The sequence below is a fragment of the Paraperibacillus marinus genome, assembly GCF_046237605.1.
Lineage (GTDB): Bacteria > Bacillota > Bacilli > Bacillales > DSM-1321 > Paraperibacillus > Paraperibacillus marinus.
In genome coordinates, this window is the sequence record NZ_CP143542.1 from 247,035 (window position 1) to 262,915 (window position 15,881).

General features: G+C 47.3%; 17 protein-coding genes, 11 tRNA genes and 1 rRNA gene. 28 read left to right on the forward strand and 1 reads right to left on the reverse strand.

What is annotated here, in order from left to right; translation table 11 throughout:
- Positions 1–46: 46 nt before the first annotated feature.
- The 15 genes from acpS to V1498_RS01420 all read left to right on the forward strand — a co-directional run bounded on the left by acpS (position 47) and on the right by V1498_RS01420 (position 11,984).
- Positions 47–400 carry a holo-ACP synthase gene (gene acpS / locus V1498_RS01350; protein WP_409296558.1) on the forward strand — a complete coding sequence of 118 codons (354 nt, stop codon included), beginning with the start codon at positions 47–49 and terminating at the stop codon, positions 398–400.
- A gap of 248 nt (positions 401–648) precedes the next feature.
- Complete coding sequence (locus V1498_RS01355) at positions 649–1,656, forward strand: LolA family protein (protein WP_409296559.1); 1,008 nt, start codon at positions 649–651, stop codon at positions 1,654–1,656.
- A 134-nt stretch (positions 1,657–1,790) separates the two neighbouring features.
- A complete protein-coding gene (gene alr / locus V1498_RS01360; protein ID WP_409299090.1) occupies positions 1,791–2,969 on the forward strand; it encodes an alanine racemase in 1,179 nt (392 codons plus the stop codon).
- Between the two features lie 171 nt (positions 2,970–3,140).
- Positions 3,141–3,422, forward strand: a complete 282-nt coding sequence (locus V1498_RS01365; protein ID WP_026692981.1) for a CopG family ribbon-helix-helix protein — start codon at positions 3,141–3,143, stop codon at positions 3,420–3,422.
- Between the two features lie 7 nt (positions 3,423–3,429).
- Positions 3,430–3,780, forward strand: a complete 351-nt coding sequence (locus V1498_RS01370) for a type II toxin-antitoxin system PemK/MazF family toxin (protein ID WP_409293196.1) — start codon at positions 3,430–3,432, stop codon at positions 3,778–3,780.
- Positions 3,781–4,195: 415 nt separating this feature from the next.
- Positions 4,196–5,032, forward strand: coding sequence for an RsbT co-antagonist protein RsbRA (locus V1498_RS01375; RefSeq protein WP_409296560.1), 837 nt, complete (start codon positions 4,196–4,198; stop codon positions 5,030–5,032).
- Positions 5,029–5,385 (forward strand): STAS domain-containing protein, encoded by a 357-nt coding sequence (locus V1498_RS01380; RefSeq protein ID WP_409291097.1) that lies wholly within the window; start codon positions 5,029–5,031, stop codon positions 5,383–5,385. The genes V1498_RS01375 and V1498_RS01380 overlap by 4 nt, the downstream gene beginning before the upstream one ends.
- 3 nt (positions 5,386–5,388) lie before the next feature.
- Complete coding sequence (locus V1498_RS01385) at positions 5,389–5,790, forward strand: anti-sigma regulatory factor (RefSeq protein WP_409296561.1); 402 nt, start codon at positions 5,389–5,391, stop codon at positions 5,788–5,790.
- An 11-nt stretch (positions 5,791–5,801) separates the two neighbouring features.
- Positions 5,802–6,812, forward strand: coding sequence for a PP2C family protein-serine/threonine phosphatase (locus V1498_RS01390; protein WP_409296562.1), 1,011 nt, complete (start codon positions 5,802–5,804; stop codon positions 6,810–6,812).
- Positions 6,813–6,873: 61 nt separating this feature from the next.
- On the forward strand, positions 6,874–7,206 hold the full coding sequence (locus tag V1498_RS01395) for an anti-sigma factor antagonist (RefSeq protein ID WP_409296563.1): 333 nt from the start codon (positions 6,874–6,876) through the stop codon (positions 7,204–7,206).
- Positions 7,203–7,676 carry an anti-sigma B factor RsbW gene (rsbW, locus tag V1498_RS01400; protein ID WP_409296564.1) on the forward strand — a complete coding sequence of 158 codons (474 nt, stop codon included), beginning with the start codon at positions 7,203–7,205 and terminating at the stop codon, positions 7,674–7,676. The genes V1498_RS01395 and rsbW overlap by 4 nt, the downstream gene beginning before the upstream one ends.
- The gene (gene sigB / locus V1498_RS01405; RefSeq protein ID WP_409296565.1) at positions 7,654–8,442 is read left to right on the forward strand and encodes an RNA polymerase sigma factor SigB; all 789 of its coding nucleotides are present in this window, start codon (positions 7,654–7,656) and stop codon (positions 8,440–8,442) included. Before rsbW ends, sigB begins: the two co-directional genes overlap by 23 nt.
- Positions 8,439–9,041, forward strand: coding sequence for a PP2C family serine/threonine-protein phosphatase (locus V1498_RS01410; protein ID WP_409296566.1), 603 nt, complete (start codon positions 8,439–8,441; stop codon positions 9,039–9,041). The genes sigB and V1498_RS01410 overlap by 4 nt, the downstream gene beginning before the upstream one ends.
- Before the next feature lie 113 nt (positions 9,042–9,154).
- Positions 9,155–9,685: a peptide-methionine (S)-S-oxide reductase MsrA gene (gene msrA / locus V1498_RS01415; RefSeq protein WP_409296567.1), complete on the forward strand. Its 531-nt coding sequence runs from the start codon at positions 9,155–9,157 to the stop codon at positions 9,683–9,685.
- 139 nt (positions 9,686–9,824) lie between these two features.
- The gene (locus tag V1498_RS01420; protein WP_409296568.1) at positions 9,825–11,984 is read left to right on the forward strand and encodes a Tex family protein; all 2,160 of its coding nucleotides are present in this window, start codon (positions 9,825–9,827) and stop codon (positions 11,982–11,984) included.
- A 37-nt stretch (positions 11,985–12,021) separates the two neighbouring features.
- Here V1498_RS01420 and cmpA read toward each other — a convergent pair whose 3' ends face one another.
- Complete coding sequence (gene cmpA, locus V1498_RS01425) at positions 12,022–12,141, reverse strand: cortex morphogenetic protein CmpA (protein WP_409296569.1); 120 nt, start codon at positions 12,139–12,141, stop codon at positions 12,022–12,024.
- Between the two features lie 119 nt (positions 12,142–12,260).
- Between cmpA and V1498_RS01430 the strand changes: the two genes are divergently transcribed.
- The 13 genes from V1498_RS01430 to V1498_RS01490 all read left to right on the forward strand — a co-directional run bounded on the left by V1498_RS01430 (position 12,261) and on the right by V1498_RS01490 (position 15,663).
- A complete protein-coding gene (locus V1498_RS01430; RefSeq protein ID WP_409296570.1) occupies positions 12,261–12,728 on the forward strand; it encodes a SprT family protein in 468 nt (155 codons plus the stop codon).
- A gap of 181 nt (positions 12,729–12,909) precedes the next feature.
- Positions 12,910–12,984 (forward strand) — tRNA-Asn (locus V1498_RS01435).
- A 9-nt stretch (positions 12,985–12,993) separates the two neighbouring features.
- Positions 12,994–13,084: transfer RNA gene (locus V1498_RS01440), tRNA-Ser, on the forward strand.
- Positions 13,085–13,096: 12 nt separating this feature from the next.
- Positions 13,097–13,168, forward strand: a tRNA-Glu gene (locus V1498_RS01445).
- A gap of 59 nt (positions 13,169–13,227) precedes the next feature.
- A tRNA-Asp gene (locus V1498_RS01450) sits at positions 13,228–13,303 on the forward strand.
- Positions 13,304–13,312: 9 nt separating this feature from the next.
- Positions 13,313–13,387 (forward strand) — tRNA-Gln (locus V1498_RS01455).
- 3 nt (positions 13,388–13,390) lie between these two features.
- A tRNA-Lys gene (locus V1498_RS01460) sits at positions 13,391–13,466 on the forward strand.
- 21 nt (positions 13,467–13,487) lie between these two features.
- Positions 13,488–13,572 (forward strand) — tRNA-Leu (locus V1498_RS01465).
- A gap of 56 nt (positions 13,573–13,628) precedes the next feature.
- A tRNA-Leu gene (locus V1498_RS01470) sits at positions 13,629–13,715 on the forward strand.
- Between the two features lie 22 nt (positions 13,716–13,737).
- Positions 13,738–13,814 (forward strand) — tRNA-Arg (locus V1498_RS01475).
- A 6-nt stretch (positions 13,815–13,820) separates the two neighbouring features.
- Positions 13,821–13,897 (forward strand) — tRNA-Pro (locus tag V1498_RS01480).
- Between the two features lie 31 nt (positions 13,898–13,928).
- Positions 13,929–14,002: transfer RNA gene (locus V1498_RS01485), tRNA-Gly, on the forward strand.
- Between the two features lie 110 nt (positions 14,003–14,112).
- Positions 14,113–15,663, forward strand: a 16S ribosomal RNA gene (locus V1498_RS01490).
- The last annotated feature ends 218 nt before the right edge of the window (positions 15,664–15,881 follow it).

A 15,881-nucleotide genomic window follows, 5' to 3' on the forward strand; every position in this document is an offset into this window, starting at 1 on the left:
GCGCGGGATATGACTGGCTATATGAATAAGAAGGGAGGTCTTTTCGTTGATAAAGGGAATAGGAATGGACCTTGTGGAAATCCACAGAATCGAGGAGCTGCTGAAAAGGCAGCCCAGGCTTCCGGAGCGGATATTAACGCCAAACGAAAGAAAACAATTCTCTATGCTTGGAGAAAAGCGGAAAATAGAATATTTAGCCGGCAGGTTTGCTGCCAAGGAGGCTTTTGCGAAGGCTTCCGGAACGGGTATCGGCTCCAGCCTGTCTTTTCTGGATATTGAGATTGCAAAAGCGGAAAGCGGTAAGCCGGTGTTCATAAGCCCTGTATCAAGGGGCGTCCATCTCAGCATTACCCATACTGCCCATTACGCAGCCGCCCAGGTAGTCATCGAAGAAGTGTGAACAGCCTGTCATTTTCTTTGGACATATTGGCCAGTCCCTCCTCATATACATGGTAGTGCTATAGGAGAGACAAGGCCTGGTTAAAGTGTGTTGCTGGAAAGGTTGTTCATAATAACTTCTAAGACAGCCTGTGGACCGTCCGGAACTTTTTTCGGGCAGCCCCGGGAGCAGGTTGATTGGAGCAATCCCTCAATGTCTTTTGATCCGCCTTTTCCTCTCCCTTTTAAATAAAAAAAGGGGTTGAAGAGATGAGAAAGTGGTTGGTGGTTGTTGCTGGATTCTTGCTGATGGCCGCCCTGTCCGCCTGCGGAGCGAAGTCGCAGGAAGATGTGGTGAGCGCCTTGGATGAAAAGGTAACTTCAATGAAGGGATACAAAGCGAACGCCAAAATGACTCTTCAGATGGGAGAAGATCCCCAGGTTTATAATGTGGAAGTCTGGCATAAGAACCCGGATTTTTACAGAGTCAACCTGAAGAATCCGAAGAAGGATCAGAGCCAGATGATATTGCGGAACAAGGAAGGTGTATTCGTCCTGACTCCAGCCCTCAATAAAAGCTTTAAGTTTCAAAGTGAATGGCCTAAGAACAGCAGTCAGGCTTATCTGTTCGAGTCGCTTGTGAAGGATGTTATGGAAGATAAGGATGCCGTGTTTAAAAAGACGAAAAAGCACTATGTGTTTGAAACCAAGACGCGCTATCAGAATAACAAAATGCTTCCTTTTCAAGTCATTACCTTCAGCCAGAAGGACTTGTCACCGGTGAGCGTCAAAGTGCAGGATCCGGATAAAAATACACTGGTATCGGTTGAATTCACCAAGGTGAAGTTCAATTCTTCCTTCGATAAGGGATCCTTCGATATGAAACGCAACATGACAAGCGCACAGCTCGCACCTGTGATGGGTGAACCGAAGGACACAGCCTTCACTGTCAAGAGGCCGACCGCAAAGATTGACGGCGTGGAGCTGATTGACGAAGAAGAGCTTACCGCCGCTAATGGCAAACGTTTTGTGCTGACATATGGAGGGGAACAAAGCTATACGTTGATTCAGGAAAAAGCCGAACCTGCAAAAACAACTCTTGCTTCGACCAAAATGAACGGTGAACCGGTAGATCTTGGGTTTGCCATCGGAGCCATATCCGGGCATACTCTCTCCTGGACATATGACGGAGTGGACTATATGCTTGCCTCCAAGGATTTATCGAAGGATGAAATGCTGATGGTGGCTCGATCGGTCGAGGCTGCGCCGGTAAAATAAATGAATCACAGTCCCTGCTGCTGCCGGCAGGGCCTTTTTTTTAGCAATAATTCCCGCCGTATGCGTAGGTGAAGGGGGACCATTTGACCTGGAACTCATTAACCGCAATAATTAAGAGGATAAAAAATCAAACCATGATAAAGGGCGGGTCATCAGTGGAAACTACCAGCTTTTACCGGGATACCTGGGCTGAAATTAATCTCGATCATATATATAACAATGTGAAGAATGTGAAGAAACACCTTCCTGCGCATGTTACCCTATATGCTGTGGTAAAGGCGAACGCATACGGCCATGGCTATGAAGAAACAGCCAGGACGGCTCTTGAGGCAGGAGCAAATGCCCTGGCGGCGGCCTTCCTGGATGAAGCTGTATATCTCAGGAATAAGGGATTCAGCTGTCCGATCCTTGTGCTCGGGGCATCCAGGCCGGAGGATGTACAGGTTGCTGCGAATTATGACATTTCACTGACCGTATTCAATCTGGAATATCTTCAGGAAGCGCGAAAAAGCATGACTGGAGACCAGGCGGTCAAGCTTCACCTCAAATGCGATACAGGGATGGGACGGCTTGGTTTTACGTCCGCTGAGGAACTGCAGAAAGCCGAGCGGTTGATAACCAGTTTTGATCTTTATGACTTTGAGGGAATTTTCACCCATTTTGCCGCTGCAGATGAAGAAGACAGCAGCTATTATGAACTGCAGTTAAAGAGATTCACTGAATTCCTGGAGGCTTTGGCAGAGAGGCCAAGGCTCATCCATGCAAGCAACAGTGCTGCAACGCTCAGGTTCAAGGACAGCCAGTTCAATGCAGCAAGGCTTGGGATTGCCATGTACGGCCTTTCTCCCTCCGAAGAAATCAAGCCGCATCTGCCGTTTGAACTCCATCAGGCCATGTCGCTTAAAACAAAAGTTGTATCCATCAAGAAGTTATCCAAAGGTGACAGAATCAGCTATGGCGGGGCCTATACACTGCAGGAGGATGAATGGATAGCGGCTCTGCCCGTTGGATATGCCGACGGCTTCCTGCGAAAGCTTCAGGGGCAGGAGGTTCTCGTTCAGGGAAAAAGGGTCCCGATTGTCGGACGAATCTGTATGGACCAGTGCATGATCAGGCTTCCCGAAAAGGTGGATATCGGCACGGAAGTAACCCTTGTCGGCAGGGATGGGGATGAGTTCATTTCCCTGGATGAGATAGCCGTAAAGCTGGATACCATTAACTATGAAGCTGCCTGCCTCGTTGCCTGGCGGATGCCGCGGGTGTATAAGAAATACGGAAAAACGCATATTACCAATAATTCCTTGTTAGAATAGCCTTTATAAAAGCCCTGAATTTTAGTAAAATCGGTAGTACTTGCATAAAAGGCTGCTTTTTATGTAGATAATAGAATAAAGATTTAGGTCTGCCCTTTGCATATATACACAATAATGGTAATATGGTAAAGGGAAGATATAAGGTGTGTAGTGATGGTGGAGGTGTTGTTTGTGTCTGAATCCAGCGCAACAAGAGAGATATTAGTTCGATTACCTCAAAATCTTTTATCTGAGTTAGATGGGTATGTAAAAGAGGAAAATGTCAATCGCAGCGAATTTATCTATCGTGCGACCGAAATGTATCTTCGCGAACGTAAAAAAAGAGAATTTCGCGAATCTATGAAACGTGGCTATATCGAAATGGCAGTCATTAATTTATCAATCGCATCCGAGGCTTTTCTTGCAGAGTATGAGGCTGACCATTGTGTGGAACGTTTAGTAAGCGGAGGTTAAGCCTTTGATTGTAGTTAAGCGTGGTGACGTATACTTCGCCGATCTTTCACCGGTGGTCGGCTCCGAGCAGGGAGGGACCCGCCCGGTATTGGTCATACAGAACGATATTGGCAATCGCTTCAGCCCTACTGTGATTGTGGCGGCGATTACTGCCCAAATCCAAAAAGCCAAGCTGCCCACGCATGTTGAAATTAACGCGAAGCGCTACGGTTTTGAACGAGATTCCGTTATACTATTGGAGCAGATACGCACCATCGACAAGCAGCGCTTAACTGATAAGATCACTCATCTTGATGATGAAATGATGAAAAAAGTAGATGACGCATTACAGATCAGCTTGGGGCTTATAGAGTTTTAAAAGAATATAGCATTGCCGATAAGAAAAAACGCTTTGAGACAAGGCGTTTTTTTTTATATATAGAACCATGTCTGGAAGTCCTGCGCGCTCTCCGCGGCAGGTCCGGAAAACGCTCGATTATTTTTCTTCAGAGTATGCAGGCATATCGGCGGAAATGTGGAAATAATATCAGTGGTGCATCTCTCGCGGCAGGAACAGCCACACTGCAGGAGGCCCTCAATTATTTGACGTAATTGAGGGCAAAACCTTATAGTGAGATAGTAGAGGGTGAAAGCTGTCAAGCGCATTTTTTTCGCTTCGGTTTTCTGCGGCAGTCAAATCATGCCCGAATTATAAACAGTACATGACATTCTCTTAACAACTTGCTTATTAAGGGAATGGGTCCTACTCGGGTATGTTAAAATAGGAGGGTATTATGAACGAGCTGATATATAAGTATATTAAGAATAACAGGGAAAAGATTTTAGAAAAGTGGGTTGCGACTACAAAGAGCAAGGCGGATTATAAGCTGATCAATGCGGTTTCAGATGAGATGTTTTCCCGGACAAGCCAGGAGTTTATCGAAATGATCATCACCCGGCTTACGGATAATCATGAGGAATTCATCAGCCGGCTTACGGATTTTGCCGAAAAAGTAGTCAGGCTGGGGTGGCCGCTGACCTTTGTTAACGAAGGCCTGCGCGAATTCTCCAAAATCACCTTCCAGGGCATGGTGGAGGACGGGATTGTAACGAAGGAAAACCAGATGTCGATCGTTTATGATTTTGATTCCTTTATGACCCCAATGAATAATGAAATTGTAAATATGTATTCACAAACTTGGGAAAAAACCGTATCCCTTCAAAAAATAGCCCTTCAAGAATTATCTGCTCCCTTAATCCCTGTCCTAGATAGGATCACGGTCATGCCCCTTGTCGGCACTATAGACACCGAAAGAGCGAAGCAAATCATGGAAAACCTTCTTGAGGGTGTAGTAAAGCACCGCTCTGAAGTAGTCCTTATTGATATAACAGGAGTTCCCGTAGTGGACACGATGGTCGCGCATCACATCATCCAGGCAGCCGAGGCTGTACGGCTGGTGGGTGCACACTGCATGCTCTGCGGCATTCGGCCTGAGATTGCCCAGACGATCGTCAACCTTGGAATCAATCTTAGTGAGTTTGCTACTAAGAGCTCTCTGCAGAAGGGAATTGAAGCAGCCCTTGAAATTACAAACCGCAAATTAGTTGAGATGGAGGAAGAAATGGAATGAGGATCCCCATTTTAAAGCTTTATGACTGTCTGCTGGTTTCCATTCAGTGGGAATTGGATGATGCGACGGCCCTTCAGTTTCAGGAGGACCTGCTGGAGAAAATTCATGAAACAAGTGCAAATGGAGTGGTTATTGATATAACATCCATCGACTTTATAGATTCATTCATAGCAAAAGTTCTCGGTGATGTTGTAAGCATGTCTAAACTTATGGGTGCTAAGGTAGTCATCACCGGGATACAGCCGGCAGTTGCAATCACCTTGATTGAACTCGGCATCGTACTGGATGATGTTCTGACAGCCTTGGATTTAGAAAAAGGTTTGGAGAAATTACAACAGGAATTGGGGGACTAACACATGGAATTCCAATCCTGCGTAAACATTATTAACGAGTGGGACATTGTCGCTGCCCGGCAGCTTGGCAGGAATGTTGCCAAAGAGCTGGGATTCGGCACAGTGGACCAGGCAAGAATCACAACCGCAATAAGTGAGCTTGCCAGAAATATTTATTTATATGCGGGTCAGGGAAAAGTATGCATTGAAAAGCTTTATGAGTCCGGCAGGTCAGGGGTCCTGATTATCGCTTCTGATGAAGGGCCGGGCATACCTGATGTCCGCAAAGTAATGGAAGATGGATTTTCAACTTCAGGGGGACTAGGAGCGGGTCTGCCTGGTGTAAAGAGGCTGATGGATGAATTTGACCTGGATACTAATGTGGGAAAGGGCACTGAAATCCGCGCTACGAAATGGCTCCGCTAGGGGGGACCAGCATGGAATCTAGAGAGAATCTTGAAGAAAAATATCGGGAGGCGCTGTTCAATTACCTGAAAGAGCAATCCGAACAGGCTCTTTACCAAGGGCAGAAGTACAGCCGCAAAACGATAGAACATAAAATATCGCCGGAAGAGATCATAAGCTTCCATAAAAGTACGCTGATGGAAGCTTATGAGGATCTCCCTGAGGAAGTTGTGCATTCGCTCGACTTCCTTCTAGAGGTGATGATGGGTTATGGAATTGCCTACCGGGAACACCAGAACCTGAAGCATCTGCAGCAGGAGCTGAAATCGGAGATGGAGATTGCCGCAAATGTCCAGCATACCCTCCTCGGTACAGACATACCGGACCTGGAAGGTCTCGAGATCGGGGCCATCAGCGTGCCGGCGAGGCATATGAACGGAGATTACTTCCACTTCATTCAGGATGAGAACCAGTGTGTAGGGGTAGGGATTGCAGACGTAATCGGCAAGGGTATCCCTGCCGCGCTCTGTATGTCCATGATCAAATATGCGATGGACAGCCTTCCGGATCACCGCCATTTTCCGAAGAGCGTGCTTGAAAGCCTGAATCGTGTGGTGGAGAGGAACGTCGACCCAAGCATGTTCATCACGATGTTTTATGGCCTCTACAACCCGGCGTCCCATACGTTTTCTTACGCATCTGCCGGCCATGAACCGGGTTTCTATTATGATGCAGAGACTGGGACGTTTTCGGACCTGACGGCAAAGGGCCTTCTCCTTGGAGTGGAGAAGAAGACGCAATATGAGCAGTATGAAAAACAGGTTGGACCCGGAGACATGATCGTATTGATGTCAGACGGCGTGACAGAGTGCCGCACGAGCGAGGGTTTCATTGAGCGGGGGACGCTTATTGAATTCATCCAGAAGAATATGCACCTGAGCGCACAGGAAATGGTTAACAATATTTATAAACAGTTAGAGAAAATGCAGCATTTCCAGTTAAGGGATGATTTTACACTGATTATTCTCAAAAGAAATGTTTAAGGTAAGACTGTAAAGGGTAAATATTGAGTGCAATTCGAAAAGAAGAAGGTGGGTCAGTTCAATGAATATTGTTATTGATGTGAAAGATATAGATTCAAAAGCGAAAGTAAAAATTAAAGGCGAGATCGATGCCTATACCGCTCCAAAGGTGAGGGAGACCCTTTTCCCTATATCGGAACAGGAAAATGTTCACATGATCGTCGACCTTTCCGATGTATCTTACATGGACAGCACGGGCCTCGGCGTATTTGTAGGATTATTCAAAAGCGTTCGTGCCCATAACGGTGAATTCTATTTAGTGGGATTATCAGATCGCCTTCGCCGTTTATTCGATATCACAGGACTTGCTGATATCATCGATATTAATAGTAATACTGAGGGTGGAGTACTATGACAGAAACATTTGATTATATAGAAATGAAATTCCCTGCAAAACCAGAATTCATCGGCGTTATCCGTCTTACCCTTTCAGGTATTGCGAGCAGGATGGGATTTGCATACGAAGATATTGAGGATCTGAAGATTGCTACCAGTGAAGCCTGCACCAATGCCGTCCAGCATGCATATAAGGACAACGAAAAGGGCGAAGTCAAGATTGGCTTTGGTTTGTATGAGGACCGCCTGGAGGTTATGGTTGCCGACAATGGACACAGCTGTGATTTTGAAGAGGTACGGAAAGGCCTAGGCCCGTATGGTGCAGACCAGAACGTGGAACTTCTTAGAGAAGGAGGCTTAGGCTTATACCTCATTGAGTCCCTCATGGACGATGTGAAAATACATCAGCATGAAGGTGTAACTGTGTTCATGACTAAGTTTTTAGTAGGAGAGCAGGTGGAGAGTGATGCAGAAAGAATCTCAACCTAACCAGGCCAAGGAGAAAGTAAATAATTGGATCAAGCAGTATCAGCTGCACCAGGACGAAGAGGCCCAGAACTCGCTTGTGCTTCACTATCAAGGCCTGGTGGAGACGATTGCAAGGAAGTATTCCAAAGGGAAGTCCTACCATGAAGACATTATCCAGGTTGGGATGATCGGACTTCTGGGTGCAATCAGAAGGTATGATGAAACCTTCGGCAAGAGCTTTGAAGCATTTGCCGTACCAACCATCATCGGGGAAATAAAGAGGTTCCTGCGCGATAAGACGTGGAGTGTACATGTTCCGCGCCGGATCAAGGAGCTTGGCCCGAAGATAAAGGTTACGGTCGAAGAATTGACTACGGAATTACACCGGTCGCCTAAGATTGATGAAATTGCTTCTTATCTAGAGGTTTCGGAGGAAGAAGTGCTCGAAGCGATGGAGATGGGCAAGAGCTATCAGGCGTTGTCAATCGACCATTCCATCGAGGCTGATTCAGATGGCGGAACGGTTACCTTACTTGATATCTTCGGCAATGTGGACGAAGGATTCGAAAAGGTGAATCAGCGGCTTGTGCTTGAACGCGTCCTGCATGTATTGACTGACCGGGAAAAGAAGATCATTCAATATACGTATCTGGAGAATCTGAGCCAGAAGGAAGCCGGAGAGCAGCTGGGGATTTCCCAGATGCATGTCTCCCGTCTCCAGCGGCGTGCTATCAAGAAGCTTCAGGAGGCCATTAACGCCGAAATTAATTCGGAGTATGCCAAATGATCCAAACCCACATAAAGGAACAGCATCTGGAGCTTCTTATCTCACAGTCATCAAAAAATGATATGCCCTATTGCGGGGACAGTTATTATTATACGGTCACCGATGATTATTTTATCTGTGTGCTGGCTGACGGCCTCGGCAGCGGCCAGTTTGCCTACGAATCGTCTTCGGCCGTTGTGGATGTAGTGAAGGACAACCCTCATTTGGATGTAGAGTCACTGATGAAGCTCTGCAATGAAGTCCTCGTCAATAAAAGAGGGGCTGCCGTATCCATTCTTAAGGCAGACTTCAGAACGCATGAGTTTGTTTACAGTTCAGTCGGCAACATCAGATTCTTCTGCTGCCTGCCGGATGGCAAACTGCTTTATCCTCTTCCTGTTACGGGATATCTATCAGGAAGGACCCAGCGGTATCATACTCAATTTTTTAAATATGAACCTCAGTCCAATTTCATCCTTCATTCGGATGGCCTGCAGATGGTCGGGGCGAAAAGGGTCCTCAAATCTCACGTCCCGCTTCAGCAGACCGCAAGACTGCTGCTTGAGGAAAACAGTGCCTATTCAGATGACACAACCTTTTTACTGGGAAGCTTACTTTAATGACATTAAAGTAAGCTTTTTGTTTTTCCTGCCGAAGCAGGATATTTCTTTTTTCATTTTGCCGGCTTCGGTTTATAATGAATCAACGATGATAAGGAAAGGCGGAATGTATAATGACACAAAGAAGGGAGCTTGCCACCTTTGCAGGAGGCTGTTTCTGGTGCATGGTAAAACCATTTGACGAATTGCCAGGGATCCACGGGATCGTCTCCGGCTACATGGGGGGATCGGTTGATGATCCTACATACGAGCAAGTTAAAACAGGCACTACCGGTCATTTTGAAGTGGTTCAAATCACCTTTGATCCGGATCTGTTTCCTTATAAGCAGCTGCTTGACTTGTACTGGCCGCAAATCGACCCTACAGATGATGGTGGACAGTTCTTTGACAGGGGCAGCCAGTACCGGACGGCTGTGTTCTATCATTCAGCCGGGCAAAAGGAAGAAGCGGAAGCTTCAAAGCAGGAAGTTGCCGGCAGCGGGCGTTTCAGTAAGCCTATTGTGACCGAGATTCTTCCTGCCTCAGTGTTTTATCCTGCAGAAGATTATCATCAGGACTTTTATAAAAAGAATCCTGAAAAATACAAAGAGGAACGAATTGAATCAGGACGCGATTCCTTCATCAAGGAGAATTGGGAGAAATGATTCTGGAATGAGCCACGGCAGATGCCTGTGGCTCATTTTAATCAAACGATTGATTAAAAATCGAGATTCGCGAACCCCGGAGCAATTTGTTACTATGTAACAGAAGACAGGATTATAGTTTGGAGGGTTACAAAGCCATATGGATGAAAAATTAACCGGCATGATCAGCCAGATTTCATTAGAATTGAAATTTTCAAAAAAGCAGGTCCAGCAGGTTATCAGCCTGCTCATAGAAGGCAATACCGTACCGTTTATCGCCAGGTACCGGAAAGAAATGACCGGATCACTGGATGAGGTGCAGATAAGGGATATCCAGACACGGTGGAGCTACCTTGAAAACCTGGGTGCCCGAAAGGAAGAGGTTCTGCGGGCTATTGAAGAGCAGGGCAAGCTTACCCCTGAACTGAGAAAGCAGATAGAAAGTGCCGTGAAGCTTCAGGAAATTGAGGATCTCTACCGGCCGTTCAAGCAAAAGCGCAGGACAAAAGCGACAATCGCAAAAGAGAGGGGCCTCCAGCCTCTGGCAGATTGGCTTCTGACTGAACCTGTTTCCTCCAGCCTGGAAGAAAAGGCAGCCGAATTTACTTCAGAAGAAGTAACATCAGTCGAAATGGCCTTAGAGGGGGCGCGGGATATCATCGCTGAACAAATTTCAGACGATGCGGAGCTGAGAAAGTGGATAAGATCATTCACCTTTAAAAACGGAAAGCTTGAATCCATTGTCAAGGACGAGGAAAAGGACGATAAGAAAGTTTATGAAATGTATTATGAATATGAGGAGGCTGTGTCTAAGGCTGCCCCTCACCGGATCCTGGCTCTGAACCGGGGAGAGAAGGAAGGCATCCTGAGAATTGCTGTTCGTGCAAATGCCGATGCCATCTTAAGATACATGGAAAACAAGTTTATTAAAAAGGTTCATGCCGCCAGTGCTCCGCTGCTGAAGGAAGCTGCCGAGGATGCTTACAAGAGGCTCATCCAGCCATCCATCGAGAGAGAAATCAGGAAAGAATTGACCGAGAAGGCCGAGGACCGGGCTATCCACATCTTTTCAGAAAATTTGCGAAATCTGCTGCTGCAGCCGCCCCTTAAAGGGAAGACAGTACTCGGAGTGGATCCTGCCTTTCGTACAGGCTGTAAGCTGGCTGTTGTGGATGAAACGGGAAAAGTCCTTGAAATCGGCGTGATCTACCCGCATCCACCTGTAAATAAAAAATCAGAGGCGGTTAAAAAGCTTAAGGAAGTCCTCAGCAGGCATGAAGTGGAAGTGGTCGCCATCGGCAATGGAACGGCTTCGAGGGAAACCGAACAATTTGTTGTGGATGTTTTAAAAGAAATGGAAAACACCATATTCTATCTCATTGTGAACGAAGCAGGCGCAAGCGTCTATTCGGCTTCTGACACAGCCCGGGAAGAATTCCCTGATTACCAGGTGGAAGAGCGAAGTGCCGTCTCCATTGCTAGAAGGCTTCAGGATCCACTTGCTGAGCTTGTGAAGATTGATCCGAAATCGGTAGGCGTGGGACAATACCAGCATGACGTCTCCCAGCGCAAGCTCACTGATTCCCTTGCCTTTGTAGTCGAAACGGCAGTCAACCAGGTTGGAGTCAACGCGAACACCGCCTCTGCCGCTATATTGCAATATGTAGCCGGACTTTCAAAGACCGTAGCTTCCAATATCGTGAAAAGAAGAGAAGAAGAAGGAAAATTTAAGTCGAGGGCCGCCCTGAAGAAAATTCCCCGCATGGGTGCCAAAACATATGAGCAGGCTATCGGATTCCTCCGCATACCTGATGGCGATCAGCCTTTGGACAGGACATCCATTCATCCTGAGAATTACCCCTCCGTCATGAGCCTCCTGAAAAAAATGGGCTTTACAGCTGGTGATATAGGAAGTGAGGAGCTCAGAAAGCAACTAAGCCAGATTGATTATCGAGATATTTCAGCGGAGCTGGGAATAGGTGAAATTACGCTTAAGGATATTGTTGAAGCGCTGCAGAAGCCTGGTAGAGATCCTAGGGATGAACTTCCTAAGCCGTTATTGAAACAGGATGTCCTGAAGATGGAGGACCTCCATCCGGGAATGGAGCTTCAAGGTACAATCAGAAATGTAGTGGACTTTGGGGCATTTGTTGACATTGGTGTAAAACAGGATGGCCTGGTGCATATCTCCAAGCTTAGCCGAAGCTTTGTCAAACATCCGATGGATGCTGTTTCTGTAGGAGATGTGGTCACGGTATGGGTAGATTCAGTGGATGCAAAGAAGCAAAGAATCGCTTTATCCATGCTAAAGCCGGAATAGCGGGACCGTTAACTGGGAGAGGGGAACTGGCCATTCATCAATCTGGGCCAGCCTCTCTTTTTCTGTAAAAAAACCAGCACTGATTCAGAAGTTTGACCTGATAGAAGTTCTTTTCGTAGAAGGCTTTTCTGATTTGATTTTGAAACCACTTAGGCATGCTGAAAACCTCCGTATTTTATGGATATTAATTAAGTGTATGTAGAAATGGGTTGTCACGTTACCAGAGGGACTCCATAAAGAGCACCACGACAGTTATCAAGAAAGGATTACGGCTTTATGAATGATCAGGATCTACAAAGGATGGTTGAATCCGTGTCACTCAGCGTATTTGGAAAACCATTCAAACACAAGGCACTATTCAATCCCAGGCTCAGGACTACAGGGGGACGGTATCTGCTCAAGTCCCATAATATAGAGATCAACAGGAAGTACTATGAACAGTATGGAGAGAGCGAGCTTACAGGGATCATCAAGCATGAACTCTGCCATTATCATCTTCATCTGGAGGGCAGGGGATATAAGCACAGAGACCAGGATTTCAGGAAGCTGCTGTCCGAGACCGGATCTCCGCGGTTTTGCCAGAGCCTTCCCCAGCAAAAGAAAGAAAAGAGAAGGAAGCAGCTGAGATATATGTGCAGCGGCTGCGGCCAGATTTATATCAGAAAAAGAAGGGTTGATACCACAAGATTCGTCTGCGGTAAATGCAAAGGAAAATTGATATATATGGGTGACTTGACTCAGTGATATAGACATGATATATTTATATACCGTTGCTCCGTCTGTTTCAGATTGAGTTAACCCGGAAAAAGTTTTTGAAAAACCTCTTGACGGTAAACAAACAACTGTTTATAATCATAAGAGTCGATAAGACAACAGCAACTTGAAGCACTTCGTGAGAAATTGATTTCTATATAGATGTCATTATTCCGCAGTAGCTCAGTGGTAGAGCATTCGGCTGTTAACCGAACGGTCGTAGGTTCGAGTCCTACCTGCGGAGCCATTTTTTTGTGGGGAAGTACTCAAGAGGCTGAAGAGGCGCCCCTGCTAAGGGTGTAGGTCGCGTAAGCGGCGCGAGGGTTCAAATCCCTCCTTCTCCGCCAGTTTTATATTTAGGCCCCTTGGTCAAGCGGTTAAGACACCGCCCTTTCACGGCGGTAACACGGGTTCGAATCCCGTAGGGGTCATTGCTTTTTTTGAAAGTCCGGCAAGCAGCGGATTTGGACGAAGAAGTGCTATGTTTTAAGGTCCCGTGGTGTAGCGGTTAACATGCCTGCCTGTCACGCAGGAGATCGCGGGTTCGATTCCCGTCGGGACCGCCATTTGTTTTTTGGGCTATAGCCAAGCGGTAAGGCAACGGACTTTGACTCCGTCATGCGTTGGTTCGAATCCAGCTAGCCCAGCCATGTGAGCCATTAGCTCAGCCGGTAGAGCATCTGACTTTTAATCAGAGGGTCGAAGGTTCGAATCCTTCATGGCTCACCATTCTTTTTCTTAAATTAATATGCGGGTGTGGCGGAATTGGCAGACGCACTAGACTTAGGATCTAGCGCCTTACGGCGTGGGGGTTCGACTCCCTTCACCCGCACCATTAATTACCAGTTGTTTTGTGGTATAGAATGTGGTAAGTTATTATATGTCGCTTTTGCGGTCGTGGCGGAATGGCAGACGCGCTAGGTTGAGGGCCTAGTGGGGGTTAACCCCGTGGAGGTTCAAGTCCTCTCGGCCGCACCATTGATTTTTTAATTAGATATATGCGCCCGTAGCTCAATTGGATAGAGCGTCTGACTACGGATCAGAAGGTTATGGGTTCGACTCCTTTCGGGCGCGCCATATATACGGGAAGTAGCTCAGCTTGGTAGAGCACTTGGTTTGGGACCAAGGGGTCGCAGGTTCGAATCCTGTCTTCCCGACCAGGTCACTTATTCTTCCTTCAATATGAAATATGCGGGTGTAGTTTAATGGTAAAACCTCAGCCTTCCAAGCTGATGTCGTGAGTTCGATTCTCATCACCCGCTCCATTTTTAAAAAATGCTCTTTGAAAACTGAACGAAACAAGACGCCAGTTACTTCTTATTTTATAGGAAGTAAACAAAAACAAGTTTTAAACTTTATGAGCTATATCGAACACTTTTCGGAGAGTTTGATCCTGGCTCAGGACGAACGCTGGCGGCGTGCCTAATACATGCAAGTCGAGCGGACGGATGGGAGCTTGCTCCCTGAAGTCAGCGGCGGACGGGTGAGTAACACGTGGGCAACCTGCCCTTGAGATCGGGATAACTTCGGGAAACCGGAGCTAATACCGGATAGGTCTTTCCCTCACATGAGGGAAAGAGGAAAGACGGTTTCGGCTGTCACTCAAGGATGGGCCCGCGGCGCATTAGCTAGTTGGTGGGGTAACGGCTCACCAAGGCCACGATGCGTAGCCGACCTGAGAGGGTGATCGGCCACACTGGGACTGAGACACGGCCCAGACTCCTACGGGAGGCAGCAGTAGGGAATCTTCCGCAATGGACGAAAGTCTGACGGAGCAACGCCGCGTGAGTGAAGAAGGTTTTCGGATCGTAAAACTCTGTTGTCAGGGAAGAACAAGTGCCATAGTAACTGATGGCACCTTGACGGTACCTGGCCAGAAAGCCACGGCTAACTACGTGCCAGCAGCCGCGGTAATACGTAGGTGGCAAGCGTTGTCCGGATTTATTGGGCGTAAAGCGCGCGCAGGCGGTCTTTTAAGTCTGATGTGAAAGCCCACGGCTCAACCGTGGAGGGTCATTGGAAACTGGGAGACTTGAGTGCAGAAGAGGAGAGTGGAATTCCACGTGTAGCGGTGAAATGCGTAGAGATGTGGAGGAACACCAGTGGCGAAGGCGACTCTCTGGTCTGTAACTGACGCTGAGGCGCGAAAGCGTGGGGAGCGAACAGGATTAGATACCCTGGTAGTCCACGCCGTAAACGATGAGTGCTAAGTGTTAGAGGGTTTCCGCCCTTTAGTGCTGCAGCTAACGCATTAAGCACTCCGCCTGGGGAGTACGGCCGCAAGGCTGAAACTCAAAGGAATTGACGGGGGCCCGCACAAGCGGTGGAGCATGTGGTTTAATTCGAAGCAACGCGAAGAACCTTACCAGGTCTTGACATCCTCTGCCACTCCTAGAGATAGGACGTTCCCCTTCGGGGGACAGAGTGACAGGTGGTGCATGGTTGTCGTCAGCTCGTGTCGTGAGATGTTGGGTTAAGTCCCGCAACGAGCGCAACCCTTGATCTTAGTTGCCAGCATTAAGTTGGGCACTCTAAGGTGACTGCCGGTGACAAACCGGAGGAAGGTGGGGATGACGTCAAATCATCATGCCCCTTATGACCTGGGCTACACACGTGCTACAATGGATGGTACAAAGGGCAGCAAAGCCGCGAGGCCGAGCGAATCCCATAAAGCCATTCTCAGTTCGGATTGCAGGCTGCAACTCGCCTGCATGAAGCCGGAATCGCTAGTAATCGCGGATCAGCATGCCGCGGTGAATACGTTCCCGGGCCTTGTACACACCGCCCGTCACACCACGAGAGTTTGTAACACCCGAAGTCGGTGGGGTAACCTTTATGGAGCCAGCCGCCTAAGGTGGGACAGATGATTGGGGTGAAGTCGTAACAAGGTAGCCGTATCGGAAGGTGCGGCTGGATCACCTCCTTTCTAAGGAAAAAGCGATCTTGTTTCGTTCAGTTTTGAGGGAGCATTCTCTCAAAAAAATAAATTAGAAGCGAGCTATTCGAGGAAGCGAACGAATGAACACCGGAGTGTACTTCACGTACATGAGGATGTGAATGAGTGAAGCTGACGAAGAAGAGCGACGTTTATCATTTATTTTCATCGTTCTTTGAAAACTAGATAACAATATAAGGCAAAAATGA

Excerpts from the sequence above, each read along its gene's own strand:
- V1498_RS01355 (WP_409296559.1), top strand. The coding sequence starts at position 649 with ATGAGAAAGTGGTTGGTGGTTGTTGCTGGATTCTTGCTGATGGCCGCC.
- alr (WP_409299090.1), top strand. The coding sequence starts at position 1,791 with ATGATAAAGGGCGGGTCATCAGTGGAAACTACCAGCTTTTACCGGGAT.
- V1498_RS01375 (WP_409296560.1), top strand. The coding sequence starts at position 4,196 with ATGAACGAGCTGATATATAAGTATATTAAGAATAACAGGGAAAAGATT.
- V1498_RS01380 (WP_409291097.1), top strand. The coding sequence starts at position 5,029 with ATGAGGATCCCCATTTTAAAGCTTTATGACTGTCTGCTGGTTTCCATT.
- V1498_RS01385 (WP_409296561.1), top strand. The coding sequence starts at position 5,389 with ATGGAATTCCAATCCTGCGTAAACATTATTAACGAGTGGGACATTGTC.
- V1498_RS01390 (WP_409296562.1), top strand. The coding sequence starts at position 5,802 with ATGGAATCTAGAGAGAATCTTGAAGAAAAATATCGGGAGGCGCTGTTC.
- V1498_RS01395 (WP_409296563.1), top strand. The coding sequence starts at position 6,874 with ATGAATATTGTTATTGATGTGAAAGATATAGATTCAAAAGCGAAAGTA.
- rsbW (WP_409296564.1), top strand. The coding sequence starts at position 7,203 with ATGACAGAAACATTTGATTATATAGAAATGAAATTCCCTGCAAAACCA.
- sigB (WP_409296565.1), top strand. The coding sequence starts at position 7,654 with ATGCAGAAAGAATCTCAACCTAACCAGGCCAAGGAGAAAGTAAATAAT.
- V1498_RS01410 (WP_409296566.1), top strand. The coding sequence starts at position 8,439 with ATGATCCAAACCCACATAAAGGAACAGCATCTGGAGCTTCTTATCTCA.
- msrA (WP_409296567.1), top strand. The coding sequence starts at position 9,155 with ATGACACAAAGAAGGGAGCTTGCCACCTTTGCAGGAGGCTGTTTCTGG.
- V1498_RS01420 (WP_409296568.1), top strand. The coding sequence starts at position 9,825 with ATGGATGAAAAATTAACCGGCATGATCAGCCAGATTTCATTAGAATTG.
- cmpA (WP_409296569.1), bottom strand. The coding sequence starts at position 12,141 with ATGCCTAAGTGGTTTCAAAATCAAATCAGAAAAGCCTTCTACGAAAAG.
- V1498_RS01430 (WP_409296570.1), top strand. The coding sequence starts at position 12,261 with ATGAATGATCAGGATCTACAAAGGATGGTTGAATCCGTGTCACTCAGC.